Source organism: Tessaracoccus aquimaris, assembly GCF_001997345.1.
In the GTDB taxonomy this organism is placed as follows: Bacteria; Actinomycetota; Actinomycetes; order Propionibacteriales; family Propionibacteriaceae; genus Arachnia; species Arachnia aquimaris.
Genome location: NZ_CP019606.1, coordinates 3,049,136 through 3,063,671, shown reverse-complemented (window position 1 = coordinate 3,063,671; position 14,536 = coordinate 3,049,136). Strand labels below are relative to the sequence as shown.

Annotated in this window: 11 protein-coding genes and 1 pseudogene; 10 read left to right on the top strand and 2 right to left on the bottom strand. The window is 68.2% G+C overall.

What is annotated here, in order from left to right; genetic code table 11:
* Positions 1 to 10: 10 nt before the first annotated feature.
* Both BW730_RS14015 and BW730_RS14010 read right to left on the bottom strand, forming a co-directional pair.
* Positions 11 to 1,084: pseudogene (locus tag BW730_RS14015) on the bottom strand (transaldolase family protein); the annotation flags it as partial.
* A 142-nt stretch (positions 1,085 to 1,226) separates the two neighbouring features.
* Positions 1,227 to 1,850 (bottom strand): GntR family transcriptional regulator, encoded by a 624-nt coding sequence (locus tag BW730_RS14010; protein WP_226996829.1) that lies wholly within the window; start codon positions 1,848 to 1,850, stop codon positions 1,227 to 1,229.
* A gap of 286 nt (positions 1,851 to 2,136) precedes the next feature.
* Between BW730_RS14010 and iolC the strand changes: the two genes are divergently transcribed.
* The 10 genes from iolC (at position 2,137) to BW730_RS13960 (ending at position 14,495) form a co-directional block, all read left to right on the top strand.
* Positions 2,137 to 3,123: a 5-dehydro-2-deoxygluconokinase gene (iolC, locus tag BW730_RS14005; RefSeq protein ID WP_077686801.1), complete on the top strand. Its 987-nt coding sequence runs from the start codon at positions 2,137 to 2,139 to the stop codon at positions 3,121 to 3,123.
* A gap of 169 nt (positions 3,124 to 3,292) precedes the next feature.
* Positions 3,293 to 3,985 (top strand): Cgl0159 family (beta/alpha)8-fold protein, encoded by a 693-nt coding sequence (locus BW730_RS14000; protein WP_226996828.1) that lies wholly within the window; start codon positions 3,293 to 3,295, stop codon positions 3,983 to 3,985.
* Positions 3,982 to 4,869, top strand: a complete 888-nt coding sequence (iolB, locus tag BW730_RS13995; protein WP_077686800.1) for a 5-deoxy-glucuronate isomerase — start codon at positions 3,982 to 3,984, stop codon at positions 4,867 to 4,869. The genes BW730_RS14000 and iolB overlap by 4 nt, the downstream gene beginning before the upstream one ends.
* Positions 4,866 to 6,743: a 3D-(3,5/4)-trihydroxycyclohexane-1,2-dione acylhydrolase (decyclizing) gene (gene iolD, locus BW730_RS13990; RefSeq protein ID WP_418082018.1), complete on the top strand. Its 1,878-nt coding sequence runs from the start codon at positions 4,866 to 4,868 to the stop codon at positions 6,741 to 6,743. Before iolB ends, iolD begins: the two co-directional genes overlap by 4 nt.
* A 46-nt stretch (positions 6,744 to 6,789) precedes the next feature.
* Positions 6,790 to 7,650: a sugar phosphate isomerase/epimerase family protein gene (locus BW730_RS13985; protein ID WP_077686798.1), complete on the top strand. Its 861-nt coding sequence runs from the start codon at positions 6,790 to 6,792 to the stop codon at positions 7,648 to 7,650.
* A 133-nt stretch (positions 7,651 to 7,783) separates the two neighbouring features.
* Positions 7,784 to 9,052, top strand: coding sequence for an outer membrane protein assembly factor BamB family protein (locus BW730_RS13980; protein WP_158522675.1), 1,269 nt, complete (start codon positions 7,784 to 7,786; stop codon positions 9,050 to 9,052).
* Positions 9,053 to 9,083: 31 nt separating this feature from the next.
* Positions 9,084 to 10,631 carry a DUF4132 domain-containing protein gene (locus BW730_RS13975; protein WP_077686796.1) on the top strand — a complete coding sequence of 516 codons (1,548 nt, stop codon included), beginning with the start codon at positions 9,084 to 9,086 and terminating at the stop codon, positions 10,629 to 10,631.
* A 300-nt stretch (positions 10,632 to 10,931) separates the two neighbouring features.
* Positions 10,932 to 11,912 carry a sugar ABC transporter substrate-binding protein gene (locus BW730_RS13970; protein ID WP_158522674.1) on the top strand — a complete coding sequence of 327 codons (981 nt, stop codon included), beginning with the start codon at positions 10,932 to 10,934 and terminating at the stop codon, positions 11,910 to 11,912.
* 79 nt (positions 11,913 to 11,991) lie between these two features.
* Positions 11,992 to 13,494: a sugar ABC transporter ATP-binding protein gene (locus tag BW730_RS13965; RefSeq protein WP_077686794.1), complete on the top strand. Its 1,503-nt coding sequence runs from the start codon at positions 11,992 to 11,994 to the stop codon at positions 13,492 to 13,494.
* The gene (locus tag BW730_RS13960; protein ID WP_077686793.1) at positions 13,491 to 14,495 is read left to right on the top strand and encodes an ABC transporter permease; all 1,005 of its coding nucleotides are present in this window, start codon (positions 13,491 to 13,493) and stop codon (positions 14,493 to 14,495) included. Before BW730_RS13965 ends, BW730_RS13960 begins: the two co-directional genes overlap by 4 nt.
* Positions 14,496 to 14,536: the final 41 nt, after the last annotated feature.

Genomic DNA, 14,536 nt, shown 5'->3' with positions numbered 1-14,536 from the left:
GAAGATCAGGGGCGGGGATCAGGATGTCGGTGACGAGCTGATCGAGGTCGGCGTCTGCGGCCAGGAACTGACGAAGCGTCTTGCGGGTCGGGCCGAACTGCTCGAACTCCTCCTCAGTCATGCCGTCCACGTCGTATGCCTTGCGGAAGTCCTCGATGCGCATCAACTCGTCCAGGTACTCCTTGCGGACCGGCTCGTTGATCCTGTCGACGACCTGGTAGTCCGAGGCGTTGATGATCTCCTGCCACTTGAACGGCGGGGAGACGACCAGGTCGCCGCCGACCAGTTCGGACCACTGCAGCACGTTGCGGAACGCGGCGGACAGGACGCGCGAGCGGAAGCCGCGCTCCTGGAAGATCTGGTAGGCCTTCTTGGCGCACGCGACGCCCGCCCACTCCAGCGCGGACGGGTCGATGAACATGGAGTCGCGGGCGACGACCGACTTCAGCCAGTCGTCCAGGCGGCCGACCATGATGGTGACGACGGGGCCCATCTGCGAGATGTCGTGGCCCTCGGCGGCGCGCCGGTCCAGCCCGCGCTCGATCGCCTCGGCGGCCCTGACGGCCTGCGGCACGGAGAACGAGACCGTCACGTTGATGCTGACGCCGCGGTAGGTGGCGTCCTCGATCGCCTCGATGCCCGTCTTGGTGGCGGGGATCTTCACGACGATGTTCTCGGCCAGGTGGTGGAACTCCTCCGCCTGGTCGGCCAGCGCCTTCGCGTCGCGGTGGAAGCGGGGATCGGTCTGCACCGAGAGGCGGCCGTTGCGGCCGTTGTGCTCGTCGAAGATCGGCTTGAGAAGCTCCGCGGCCTCCACCGACAGGTCCTTGACGGCCTGCCAGCCGATCGCGGCCTCTCCCCAGGTGGGGTTGGCGTCGGCGATGGCCTTGATGCGCGGGCGCCACACGTCGATGTTGGACTTGATGACGGTGTAGGCGATCACCGGATTACACGTCGCGCCGACCCCGCCGAACGAGATGGACTGGCGCAACTCATCGAGGTCCGACGAGTCGTTCCACAGCGCGGTGGGGGTGGTCTGTGCGGCCGTCAGCAACGGCCCGGGCGTGTAATCGATGTTGCTCATCCTTGGCTCCTGGTGGACTGCTCTGCACGCGGCGTCAATGCCGCATGCCAACGCGAACCAGTGAACCCCAATGTCCGGGTCCAGTCAAGTATTTGTACACACATACGCCACATGTGTGTGCCAATTCGGCCGTTGAGGAGGCTCAGGAGGTGAAGAGCGCGAACCGGAAGGAGTACAGCGTCGGGCGGTAGATGTGCTGTCCGATCTCGACCGGACGACCCTCGAGCGTCCTGCCGACCCGGTGCATCGTCAGCAGCGGGGCGCCGGGCTGCTCGCCGAGGGTCGACGCCTCCTCCTGCGTCGCCCCCCGAGCGCCGATCTCCTGGGTCGCCGACGCGATGTCGATGCCGCGGTTGTGGAGACACTGGTACAGGCCCGCCTCGCCCAGTTCCTGCCAGGTGGGGGCGATGTCGAGGGGGATCAGGTTGGTGAGCACGGCCAGGGGGTGATCGTCGGCGTAGCGGAGCCTGCTGACGGAGAGAAGCCCGTCGTCGGGCCCGAGGCCGAGTTGCTCGGCCTCCTTCGCGGTGGCCTGCCTGACCTGGTAGCTCAGCACCTTCGTGGTGGGCACGAAGCCCGCCTCCGCGAGGTCCTCGTTGAGCGAGCTCAGCTTCATGGGGCGATGCACGTGCGGAGGGGTCACGCGGGTGCCGACACCTCGGCGCCGAGTGAGCAGGCCCTTGTTCGCCAGTTCCTGTAGCGCGCGGCGGGCGGTGGGGCGGGCGACGTCTAGCCGGTTGGCCATCGACACCTCGTCCTCGATCATGGCGCCGGCCGGAAGCTCCCCGAGAGAATGGCAGCCTCGATGGGGCGGGCGATCTGCTCATACAAAGGGGTCGCAGACGCGCGATCGATGACGATCGGCGGCGCGTATGTCTCCTCCATGGTGACTCCTAGCAGCGTCGGGCCCGGTGGCAACTTTGCCCTGGGGTGGCCAAACCCATGGTAGAGGGGATCATAGCGGCAGGGAATACCCCCTCTATGTACACACAAAGAGTTGACCCGAGCGACGTCCGGCTGGCAGACTGAAACGCAGACGTAGGAGGTCGCCAATGGTGGTGGATGACTCGCGGGCACCCGAGGTACTTGTCATCGGTCGATGCAGCGTGGATGTCTACCCGCTGGAGGTCGGCGTCAAGCTTGAGGACGTCAAGGTCTTCGGCAAGTTCCTGGGCGGCTCGGCCACGAACGTCGCCGTCGCGGCCGCCAGGTACGGGCACCGCGTCACGGCGCTGACCGGGGTCGGGGACGACCCGTTCGGCCGGTTCGTCATCTCGGAACTCGAACATTTCGGAGTCGACGCGTCAGAGGTGGTCGTCAACGACCGGTTCAACACCCCCGTGACGTTCTGCGAGATCTTTCCGCCGGACCATTTCCCGCTCTACTTCTACCGTCAACCCACCACACCAGATCTCGAGATCGGCCCGGGCGACCTGCCGGTCGACCTCGACAGGTACAAGATCATCTGGCTGACCGGCACCGGGCTCGCCCACGAGCCGTCCCGGTCGGCGCACCACGCCGTGGTCGCGGCCGCCGTCGACTCGACCATCGTGCTCGACCTCGACTACCGCGAACGCTTCTGGGCCGACGAGGGCGTGCCCCGCCGCGCGATGGGCGACGTGCTTCCCCATGTCGACGTCGCGATCGGCAACGTGGAGGAGTGCAGGATCGCCACGGGGGAGAGCGACCCCGAGCGGGCCGCCGATGCGCTGCTCGCGATGGGCGTCACGATCGCCATCGTCAAGCAGGGCCCGGTCGGCACGCTCGTGAAGTCCGCCAACGAGCGCGCGTTCATGCCCGCCTTCCCGGTCGAGGTGGTCAACGGGCTCGGTGCGGGCGACGCGTTCGGTGGGGCCGTGTGCCACGGCCTCCTGGAGGGCTGGGCCCCGCACCGGATCATCGAGTTCGCCTCCGCAGCAGGGGCGATCGCCACCACCCACATCGAGTGCGCCTCGATCATGCCGACCGAGGCCGAGGTCGAAGCGCTGCTCGCCGAGCACCCCGAGGTCACCCGGGCGTTGGACGTGTGGTCGCGATGAGCCTGATCCGTCGACTCGCAGAACTGCGCTTCCACCAGCCAGAGGCCTTCGCGGAGGCGCTCGCGACCCGCGGCCAGGGCAACCTTCCCGCCGACCGCAGCAAAGCCCTGTTCGTCGCGGCCGACCACCCGGACGCAACTCGCTCGCCGCCGGCGGCGACCAGATGGCGATGGCAGATCGCGAGGACTACCTGCAGCGCTGCATCACGGCCCTGTCGCGCCCGGGCGTCACCGGCTTCCTCGGCACCCCCGACCTCGTCGAGGACCTTGCGGTGCTCGGCGCGCTCGAGGACAAGGTCGTGCTCGGCTCGATGAACCGCTCCGGCCTGGCTGGCGCCCGGTTCGGCGTCGACGACCGCGTCACGGCCTACGACCCGGCCGGCATCGTCGCGGCACGCCTCGACGGCGGCAAGATGCTGCTGCGGATCGACCTGGACGACCCGGCGACCCCCGCGATGCTTGAGCGTGCCGGGCGGCTCGTCAGCGAGTTGGCGGCCGTCGAGAAGATCGCGGTGATCGAGCCGTTCATGGCGACGTCCTCACCCGCCGGGCCCGTCAACGCGCTCGACGCGGAGGCCATCATCCGGTCGATCACCATCGCCTCGGCGCTCGGCAACACATCGGCGCGCACCTGGCTGAAGATCCCGTGCACCGCCGACGTCGCACGCACCGTCGCCGCCACCACGCTTCCCTGCCTGATGCTCGGCGGCGACGTGCCCGACGACCCGTACGCGGCCGTCGCCAGTTGGCGCGATGCGCTTGCCCAACCCAACGCCATGGGCCTCGTGCTCGGGCGCTCCCTGCTGTTCCCGCGCGACGGCGACGTCGCGGCAAACGTCGACCGAATCGTGGAGGTCCTGTGAGCGACAACGACACCTATGTGATCCGCGCCGGATCCACGGCGCACGGCCAGTTCGAGACGGACGTGGACCCCCGTCGGGCCGGCTGGGAATGGAGCAGCATCCGCGTGCTGAACCTGCCCGCCGGCGGCTCCGAGACCGTCGAGACCGGCGAGGAGGAGATCCTGGTGCTCCCGCTGAACGGCGGCTGCACCGTCACCTCCGACGACGAACGGATCGACCTCGACGGACGCCCCGAGGTGTGGACGGCGATCACCGACTACCTGTACGTCCCGCGGCGCACCACCATCACCATCAGCAGCACAGACGGCGGCCGCTTCGCGCTGCCCGGCTCCAAGGCGACCACCGACAAGCCGCTTCGCTACTGCCCGGTCACCGAGGTGGGCACCGGCCTGCGCGGCACCGGCAACTGCTCGCGCCAGGTCAACAACTACGCGCTCGGCAACGCCGTCGAGACCTCGCACCTGCTGGTCTGCGAGGTGCTGACCCCCGGCGGCAACTGGTCCAGCTACCCGCCCCACAAGCACGACGAGCACACCGACGTCGAGCGGGTGCTCGAGGAGATCTACTACTACGAGGTGCGGCCGGGCCGAGGCGACGTGCCAGGCATGGCTCTGCAGCGCATCTACCCCTCGCCCGCGGGCGACATCGACGTGTGCGCCGAGGTGCATTCCGGTGACGTCGTCGTGATGCCGTTCGGCTATCACGGCCCCTCCGTCGCCGCCCCTGGGTACGACCTTTACTATCTCAACGTCATGGCGGGGCCTGCCGAGGACTCGACCTGGCTGATGACCGACGATCCGCACCACACGTGGATCCGCGAAACCTGGAATGACTCGGACGTCGATCCGCGCCTTCCCATGACCCCCCTCAACCCCCAGGAGTGACTTCCATGAGCGAGACCGTGCGACTCACCGTCGGCCAAGCCATCATCCGGTTCCTCGTCAACCAGTTCGTCGAGAGCGACGGCGAGACCGACCGCCTCATCGTCGGCGCGATGGGCATCTTCGGACACGGCAACGTCGCGGGCATCGGCCAGGCGCTGCTGCAGAACGAGATCGACCCCACCCCCGACGGCGGCGAGATGGCCTACATCATGCCCCGCAACGAGCAGGGCATGGTCCACGCGGCCGCCGCGTTCGCGAAGGCGACCAACCGCCGCCAGACGTGGATGTGCACCTCCTCGATCGGCCCCGGCGCGCTGAACATGGTCACTGGCGCGGCGCTCGCCACCACCAACCGGCTCCCGGTGCTGCTGTTCCCCTCCGACCAGTTCGCTACCCGCAACCCCGACCCGGTGCTGCAGCAGGTCGAGGACCCGACGTCGCTGATGACGGCCGCGACCGACTGCTTCCGGCCCGTCTCCCGCTACTTCGACCGGATCGAGCGCCCCGAGCAGCTCATCCCGTCGCTGCTCGCCGGGCTACGGGTGCTGACCGATCCCGCCGACACCGGCGCCGTCACGATCGCGCTGCCGCAGGACGTGCAGGCCGAGGCCCACGACTTCCCGGTCGAGTTCTTCCGTCCCCGCACCTGGCGGATCCGTCGCCCCGCGCCAGAGCCGATCGCCATCGAGCGCGCGGCGCAGGCGATCCGCGACGCCAAGCGCCCGATGGTCGTCTCCGGCGGCGGCACCATCTACTCGCTCGCCTCCGAGGAACTGCGCGCGTTCGCGTCGGCCACCGGCATCCCGGTCTCCGACACGCAGGCGGGCAAGGGCGCCATCAACTTCGACCACGAGTGCGCCGTCGGCGGCGTCGGCTCGACGGGCGCCGCGTCGGCCAACGCGATCGCCGACCAGGCGGACGTCGTCATCGGCATCGGCACCCGCTACTCCGACTTCACCACCGCGTCGCACACGCAGTTCAAGAACCCCGACGTGAAGTTCATCAACATCAACGTCGGCGCCTTCGACGCCGCCAAGCACTCCGCCGAGATGGTCGTCGCCGACGCCCGCGAGGCGCTCGTGGCGCTCACCGCCGCGCTCGAGGGGTACCGCGTCGACGCGTCCTACACCGCCGAGATCGCCAAACTGCGCGACGAGTGGGCCGAGGCGACCCGCCAGTGCTACACCGTCGGCAACCAGCCGCTCCCGGCGCAGACCGAGGTGTTCGGCGCGCTCAACGAACTGCTGGGCGACGACGACGTGGTGATCAACGCGGCGGGCTCGATGCCGGGCGACCTTCAGTGCCTGTGGCAGGCCCGCACCCCGAAGCAGTACCACGTCGAGTACGCCTTCTCCACCATGGGCTACGAGATCCCCGCCGCGATGGGCGTCAAGCTTGCGTTCCCCGATTCCGAGGTCGTCGCGATCGTCGGGGACGGCACCTACCAGATGCTGCCCATGGAGCTGGCCACCATCGTCCAGGAGGGCGTCAAGGTCATCTTCGTGCTGCTGCAGAACTACGGCTTCGCGTCGATCGGCGCGCTGTCGGAGTCGCGCGGATCGCAGCGCTTCGGCACCAAGTACCGCTCCGGCAAGGGCGAACTGCTGCCCGTCGACATCGCGGCAAACGCCGAGTCGTGGGGCATCAACGTGCTGCGCGTGAAGACCATCGACGAGTTCAAGGCGGCCTACGCCGAGGCCAAGGAGATGGACCGCGCGGTGATGATCCACATCGAGACCGACCTGATGGGCCCGAACCCGCCCGGATCGAGCTGGTGGGACGTCCCCGTCAGCGAGGTCTCGCGCCTCGAATCGACGCAGCAGGCCTTCGAGGACTACGTCCGCGACCGCGCCCCGCAGCGCCACTACCTCTGATCGACCGGGCATCGCCCGTCAACCCACGAACAACAAGGAGACACACATGAAGATCGCTGGTGCGCCCATTTCCTGGGGCGTGTGCGAGGTCCCGAACTGGGGCTACCAGATGACGCCGGAGCGCGTGCTGACCGAGATGAAGGAGATCGGCCTGACGGCGACCGAGTTCGGCCCGCAGGGCTGGCTCCCCGTCGACGCTGAGGAGCGGGCCGCCGTGGTCGGCAGGTTCGGCCTCAAGCCCGTCGGCTCGTTCTTCCTCGCCGTGATGCACGACCCCGGCTTCGACCCGATCCCGCAGGTCGAGCAGGAGCTGAAGGCGTTCGAGGCGGCAGGCGGCGAGTTCCTGGTGCTGGCCGCCGACTCCGGCCAGGACGGCTACGACGACCGCCCCGAGCTCGACGAGGAGGGCTGGGCGACCCTGTTCAACAACATGTCGCGGATCCGCGAGGTCTGCGCGGCGCAGGGCGTCACCGCCTGCATCCACCCCCACTGGGGAACCATGGTCCAGAACGTCGACGAGGTGGAGCGCGTGCTCGACAACTCGACGGTCGGCCTGTGCCTCGACACCGGCCACCTGACCGCAGGCGGCGCCGACGTCGTCGAACTGGTGCGCAAGTACGCCGACCGCGTCGACATCGTGCACGCCAAGGACGTCAACAAGGCCATGACCGACAAGCTGCTGCCCGGTGAGCTCACCTGGAGCGAGGGCATCAAGGGCGGCATGTTCACCCCGATCGGCCAGGGCGACATCGACTTCGCCGCGATCGTCGGGCTGCTCGACAGCGCCGGCTTCGACGGCTACTGGGTGCTCGAGCAGGACATCATGCTCGACGAGGAGCCCCCGGCCGACGGCGGCCCGGTCGCCAACGCCAAGGCCAGCTTCGAGGCCCTCGCCGCCCTGGCCTGAGCCCCGCGCCTGAGCGCACGCATCGATGGCCCCGTGGACGAGTTCCGCGGGGCCATCGTCGTCCCCAGGCCTTGTCGGAGCCGGGTGGACCCGCCGCTTGCCACACTGGGGCTTCGCCGAGCGAGGAGGACACATGCGGGCAAGGACACCGTGGTGGGCGGTCGGGTTCGTGGCGCTCGGGATCGGCCTCGCGGTCGCCGCGCTGATCTTCCAACTCGGGTGGGTCGCATGGTGGATCGGCCTCGGCCTCGCTGCGGTCGCGCTGATCTACACGGTCGCCACCCGCTGGGGAAGACGCGGCGCCGTGATCGGCTGCCTGCTGGCCGCCATCATGCTCGCAGTCCCCTCGCTGGTCATCAGGATCGGGGGAGGGCCGGACATTGAGGAGTGGCCCGTCGCGCTGGTCGGTGACGTGCTCGTCTTCCATGGCCCCTCCGGGGCGAGCGGCGTCAGCCTCACGAGCGGGGAGACGCTGTGGGAGGCAGACCTCGGTGGCCTACAGGCTGCCGGCGGAACCCTTTTCGCCTCGTCGGTCCCTGGGTCGGAGCACGGCGGCGTGGTCGACGCCGCTACGGGCAAGGTGTTGTGGACGCTTCCCTCTCACGGCGCACCGAGCGCCGTCGGCTCCGGGACGCTGGCCGTCACAGGTGGCGGAAGCGTGACGGGATACGACTCCGCGACCGGGGCCGAACTGTGGCGCGTCCCCGGCACGGTCCTCCCTGAGACGTGGTGCGGCACAGGGCCTCAGATGCCCCTGCTACTCAAGGCCCAGCAGGACTGGGTAGCCGTGTCGCAGTTTGACCGGATTCTGGTCGTCGACATGGCAACGGGGGAGCCCTCCCAGGCGCGTCTCGACCCGCAGTCGGTGAGCATCTACGGGGATCGGGCCATCGCTCTCGACCGGAAGGGCGGCGTTGTCCGGGTGGCCGACCTCGGCACCGGGGACGTCCGCGCTACCGACCTCCGGTGGCAGATAGGCCAGAAGTGCTACGACGTCGACGGCGCCCCGGTCTATGTCGACACCCTGCGGGATGTGGTCGGGATCATCGACCCCGCCTCGGGCGAGGTTGTGGAGACCGATCTCGAGACCCGTGGGCTGGAGATCTCTGGGAGTATGACGCGCGAATCGGTACACGGCCTCCCCGGCCGTTACAGGGACGGCCGGGTGGTCGACCTGACCACCGGCGAGCCCTACCCTGCGATGCCGGGGCGACCGGAGAGTCGCCCCGAGGGTCACCTTGTGAGGGACGTCCTGGACGACGTGCTGATCGTGAACAGCGACGTCTTCGATGCGCTCGGGGCCCGCCACCCGATGCTCCTGGTGGTGGGGGAGCGGGGGCAGCGGCTGATGGCCGGTCCCTCCCGCGACGACATCGTCGAAGCGGTCGCCGCCGTCCGGTGACCCTGGGCCTGGCGGCGCCTAAGCTCCTGACATGGCCGAAGACCTGGTGGGCGCCGACCTCGCAGACGTGGAACGCGATCTCGTGGAGGGCCTCGCCCCGTCGAGTTACGACTCGTGGACGGTGCTGTTCGACGAGTACGCCGGCCTCACCACCGAACTGCTGCCCCACGCCCGCGCGCTCGCGGCCGACCCTCGCTGGGTCGACTTCGCGCAGGCGGCGCTGCGGGCCGCAGCCGAGCGCGGCAGGCAGGTTCGCGAGGGGAGCCGCGAGTACCGCTCCGACAAGCTGTTCGCCCAGGACGAGGCGGCGGTCCTCGAGCGCGCGCTGCTGACGGCGCTCGCCGTCGACGCCGACTGGGTCGGCCTCGGCATCGACGCCATGGACCTCGCGTCGGTCGCGCCCGGCGCGGCAAAGACCCTCCCGTCGCAGGCGGCGGTCTACGCGCTCGCCCGCGCCATCGTCAGCGTCCCTACCCCCGAGGCCATCGCCGGGATGGAGCGCGTCAGGGCGGGGTGCCGCAACGCCTCGGTGGTGAAGAAGTTGTGCAAGTACGTCGCCGATGCCCGGGCGGCGCTGCCCGCGATGCCGTGGGGGCTGCGGGTGCCCGAGGGTGCGACGTTCGGCAAGCGTGAACTCGGCGCGTGGCTCACGACGCTCGAGCACGGCTGGCTCCGCGACGCGCAGTGGAGCCCCGACGCCTGGGTAGCGACGCTGTACGCGAGGCCCGAACTCGCCGACGCCGCGTCCCGGCTGATCTGGGTCGCCGACGACGGTTCGAGCTTCCTCGGCGCCCGCGACGCCTGGGCCGACGCCTCCGGTTCGCCCGTCGCGCTGCCCGAGGCCACCGTCAGGCTGTGGCATCCGCGCTCCAGCGACGCGGAAGGGCGCGACCTGTGGAGACGCAGGATCATCGCCGAGCGGATCGACCAGCCGATCCGTCAGATCGACCGGGAGTTCTACTCCGAGCCGTTCGACGTCGCGGGCATCAGGGTCGACGTCCACGTCCTGATGGGGGTCGCGAGGAAAGAGGGCTGGACGAGCAGCCTCGACGAGTTCTCGCGTAAGGCGGCCGAGGTCCGCGTCGTGCTGTCCTGCGACCGGGAGTTGAACCCGTTCTCCGAGGGGCAGGCGCGGTTGTTCCGGTTGGAGGTCCGCGACGCCGCCCTCGACGCCGACTTCGGCCACGCACGCCCGGCCGAGGCGCCCGAGGGTCGCCCGGAGGTGGTGCTGTCCGAGTTGCTGCGCTCGGCCGACCTGCTCGTCAGCGTCTCCGCCGTGGGGATCGAGGCCTCTCCGGAGATCGGCTGGGACGCGCTGCCGCAGACCCCGCACGGCATCCTCGCCACCCGTCGCGAGATCCTCGGCCACCTGCTCGCCGAACTGGGCGACCCGCGCGTCGGGCTGGAGCAGCGGCACGTCACGGTCGGGTCGTACCGGATCCACCTGGCGACGGCCTCGGTGACCCGCGACGGCGAGCAGATCGAGGTGACCCCGGCAAGGCACGACCTGTGGGCCCCGCCCGACCCGTTGGTGAACAAGATCCTGGGCACCGTCGTCGCCCTGCTGCACCCGGTCTGAGCGGCTGACCTGGGCGGATGGGATCCCGGGCCGCGTCGACGCACCCTGGTAGGTGACAAATATCCGTACAATGTACCGGGGAGGTTGCTCCGGAGGCGCCGCAGAATGGCCGACCAAAGGTCACAGCGCGATAACAATTTCGCCTGCCAACGCGGCATCCAGCCTTATCAGGGCACGGTCGCGACGGTTGAGCAGACAAACTTCTCATATGTTTTGACAAGGACCGTTTCCTGGCACAGAATAGCGGCATTGGGTGTGGCGGTCATTGGTGACGCGACCCGGGAATACTTGGAGGAATCAATGAAGAAGTCTCTCTTTGCGGGGTTGATCTCCGCAGCGGTGCTGCTCTCCGCGTGCAGCATGGGCGCCAGCGAGCCGGGCACGGGTGGCAGCAACGGCGGCGGTGACGCCGGCGGCAAGATCAAGGTCGGCGTCGTCCTGAAGACCCTGTCCAGCGAGTACTGGCAGTACGTCGTCTCGGGCGTCAAGGCGGCCGAGAAGGACCTCGGTGTCACCGTCGCGCTCCAGGGCCCCGCCTCGGAGACCGCCTACGACGAGCAGAACGCCATGCTCGAGACGATGCTCGCGGACAACTCGATCCAGGCCATGGTCATCTCCCCGCTCCAGCCCGACTCCGTCGTGTCTGTCATCGGCGACACCGAGAAGCCGATCCTGTTCGTCGACACCGACGCCCCGTACGACAAGAAGGTCAGCTACATCGGCACCGGCAACGAGGCCGCGGCCAAGTCCGGCGGCGAGTACGCCTCCAAGATCGCAGGCTCGGGCGCCAAGGCCGTCTGGATCGGCGGCGTCAAGGGCAACACCACCTCCGACGACCGCGAGGCAGGCTTCACCGCTGGCCTCAAGTCCGGCGGCGTCGACGTGACCGTGCAGCAGTACGGCGAGGGGCTCGGCGACAAGGCCGCCTCCATCATGGAGAACGTCCTCACCTCGAACCCCGACGTGACCGTGGTCGTCGCCAACAACGACGACATGGCCGCAGGCGCCGCCCGCTCCGTGAAGGCCGCTGGCAAGGACATGGTCATCATCGGCTTCGACGGCATCAAGGCGGGCGTCCAGAACGTCATCGACGGCAACGTGACCGCGACCGTCGCGCAGGACCCCTTCGGCATGGGCTACAAGGCCGTCGAGGCCGCGGTGAAGACCGTCAAGAAGGAGCAGGTCGAGAGCTTCATCGACACCGGCTCCACCGTCGTGACCAAGGAGAACGCCGCGGAGTACCTCGCCAAGCTCGAGAAGCAGCTGGCCGGCGAGTCCTGATCGTCGGGCCTGAACCAGGAGGAGGGCTCGACCACGCGTCGAGCCCTCCCTCCAGCCCGACACTCAAGGCAGGTACACCATGACCGCAATCGTTGAACTTCGTAACGTCACGAAGCGCTTCCCCGGTGTCGTCGCCCTGCGCGACATGGGGTTGTCGATCGAACCGGGGGAGATCCACGGCCTGATCGGCGAAAACGGGGCTGGCAAGTCCACCCTCATCAAGGTCCTCACCGGCGTCTATGTTCCGGAAGAGGGCGACATCCTGGTCGACGGCGAGCCGCAGCGCTTCACGGCCCCTCGCCAGTCGCAGGACGCCGGCATCGCCTGCGTCTACCAGGAACTCAACATCGTCAAGCAGTTGTCACTGACGGACAACATCTTCCTCAACCAGTTCATCAAGGGCCGCGGCGGTCTCCTCGACTACACCGCCATGCACGCGAAGGCCGAGGAACTCCTCACGTCGATGGGCATCAACGTCGATGTCACCCAGCCGGCGGGCATCTTCGGGATGGGCGTCCTGCAGATGGTCGAGATCGCCAAGGCGCTGCTCACCGGCGCAAAGCTCATCATCATGGACGAGCCCACCTCGAGCCTCGGCGAGAGCGAGGTCGAACAACTGATCCGGGTGGTCCGCAGCCTCAAGGCCAACGGCGTCGCGATCCTGTTCGTCTCGCACAAGTTGGAGGAGCTGTTCATCCTCTGTGACCGCGTCACGGTGATGCGCGACGGACAGCACATCGTCACCGAGAACATCGAGGACCTCGACAACGACAAGCTGATCCGGGCCATGGTCGGACGCAACGTCGAGAACCAGTTCCCCAAGGTCGACACGACGCCGGGCAAGGTCGCGATCGAGTTCAGGAATGTGACCTCGGTTGGCACCATCAAGGGCGTCAGCTTCCAGGCCCGCTACGGCGAGATCCTCGGCTTCTCCGGCCTGGTCGGCGCCGGTCGCACCGAGACCATGCGGGCCATCTTCGGCGACCTCCCCATCGACAGCGGCGAGGTACTGCTCGACGGCGTGCCTGTCACCATCGCGTCGCCCCAGCGGGCCGTCCAGAAGGGCATCGCTTTCCTGACGGAGGACCGCAAGGGGCAGGGCCTCGTGCTCAACCAGTCGATCGCGACCAACCTCATCCTCGCCTCCCTGAAGAAGGTCGAGAAGGGGCCGCTGCTCGACAAGGGCAAGGTCACGCAGATGTGCGACGAGTCCATCGCCTCGATGCGCATCAAGACCCCGGACGCCGAGAACCAGGTGTCGAAACTCAGCGGTGGCAACCAGCAGAAGGTCGTCATCGGCAAGTGGATCAACTCCAACGCCGAGATCTATCTCTTCGACGAACCGACCCGCGGCATCGACGTGGGCGCCAAGGTCGAGGTCTACAACATCATGAACAGGCTTGCCAGCGCAGGTAAGTGCATCATCATGGTCAGTTCCGAACTTCCCGAGGTGATGGGGATGAGCGATCGCGTCATCGTCATGCGCGGCGGCGAGGTGATGGCCGAGATCGGCCGCGACGATCCCGACTTCAACGAGGACGACATCATGAAGGCAGCCTGGGGAGAACGGAAGACAGCATGAAGAACAACCCTCGCGTAGCGGCCATCCTGCGGGCGCTGGCGCCACTGCTCGCCCTGGCGATCCTGGTCATCGTGATGTCGGTGATCGCCCCCGAGTTCCGCACCGTCAACAACGGCATGAACATCCTGCGTCAGACGGCGGTCAACGGCTTCCTCTCCGCAGGCATGCTCGTTGTCCTGATCACCGCCGGCATCGACCTCTCGGTCGGCGCGAACGCCATCCTCAGCGCCTGCGTGATGGCGATGCTGATGTCGACCTTCGGCCTCACCAACCCGATCCTGCTGCTGGTGGCCGCGATCGTGACGGGCACCCTCGTCGGCGTCGTCAACGGCCTGCTCCTGACCAAACTGAAACTGCCCCACCCCTTCGTCTCGACGCTCGGCATGAAGTTCGTGCTAGCAGGACTAGCGCTTTTTGTCGTCAGCACCCGCACCATCTCGGGCTTCCCGGACGCGGTGACCTGGCTCGGGTCGGCGGACTTCCTGCGCGGTGCGGGGTTCAACGGCATCCCAGGCTCGTTCCTGGCGCTGCTCCTGACGTTCGCCCTGCTGCACCTGCTGCTGACCAGAACAGCACTGGGCCGCTCGATCTACGCGGTCGGCGGTAACCCCGAGGCAACCCGCCTGTCTGGCATCAACACCGACCGGGTGCTGACCTTCGTCTACGGCCTCTCCGGCTTCGTCTCGGCCCTCGCGGGCATCGTGATCGTCGGCCGCTCCGGCGTCGCGAACCCGTCTGCGGCCATGGGCGGCAACTACGAGACCGACGCGATCGCGGCCTGCATCATCGGCGGCGCATCGTTCACCGGCGGCAAGGGCACGGTGTGGGGCACCCTGATCGGCTGCCTGATCATCGCCGTCATCCGCAATGGCCTGACCATCATGAACGCGCAGTCCGACGTGCAGTTCATGGTCATCGGCGCCGTCATCATCGTCGCCGTCTTCATCGACGTGCGTCGCACCGCCTCGGAGGAGAAGCGCCGCCGCCTCGCGGCCGCCTGATCCGACACGACAACCACGAAGACGAGGGCTGGCGACCGCCG

Excerpts from the sequence above, each read along its gene's own strand:
- BW730_RS14010 (WP_226996829.1), bottom strand. The coding sequence starts at position 1,850 with ATGATCGAGGACGAGGTGTCGATGGCCAACCGGCTAGACGTCGCCCGC.
- iolC (WP_077686801.1), top strand. The coding sequence starts at position 2,137 with ATGGTGGTGGATGACTCGCGGGCACCCGAGGTACTTGTCATCGGTCGA.
- BW730_RS14000 (WP_226996828.1), top strand. The coding sequence starts at position 3,293 with ATGGCAGATCGCGAGGACTACCTGCAGCGCTGCATCACGGCCCTGTCG.
- BW730_RS13985 (WP_077686798.1), top strand. The coding sequence starts at position 6,790 with ATGAAGATCGCTGGTGCGCCCATTTCCTGGGGCGTGTGCGAGGTCCCG.
- BW730_RS13980 (WP_158522675.1), top strand. The coding sequence starts at position 7,784 with ATGCGGGCAAGGACACCGTGGTGGGCGGTCGGGTTCGTGGCGCTCGGG.
- BW730_RS13975 (WP_077686796.1), top strand. The coding sequence starts at position 9,084 with ATGGCCGAAGACCTGGTGGGCGCCGACCTCGCAGACGTGGAACGCGAT.
- BW730_RS13970 (WP_158522674.1), top strand. The coding sequence starts at position 10,932 with ATGAAGAAGTCTCTCTTTGCGGGGTTGATCTCCGCAGCGGTGCTGCTC.
- BW730_RS13965 (WP_077686794.1), top strand. The coding sequence starts at position 11,992 with ATGACCGCAATCGTTGAACTTCGTAACGTCACGAAGCGCTTCCCCGGT.
- BW730_RS13960 (WP_077686793.1), top strand. The coding sequence starts at position 13,491 with ATGAAGAACAACCCTCGCGTAGCGGCCATCCTGCGGGCGCTGGCGCCA.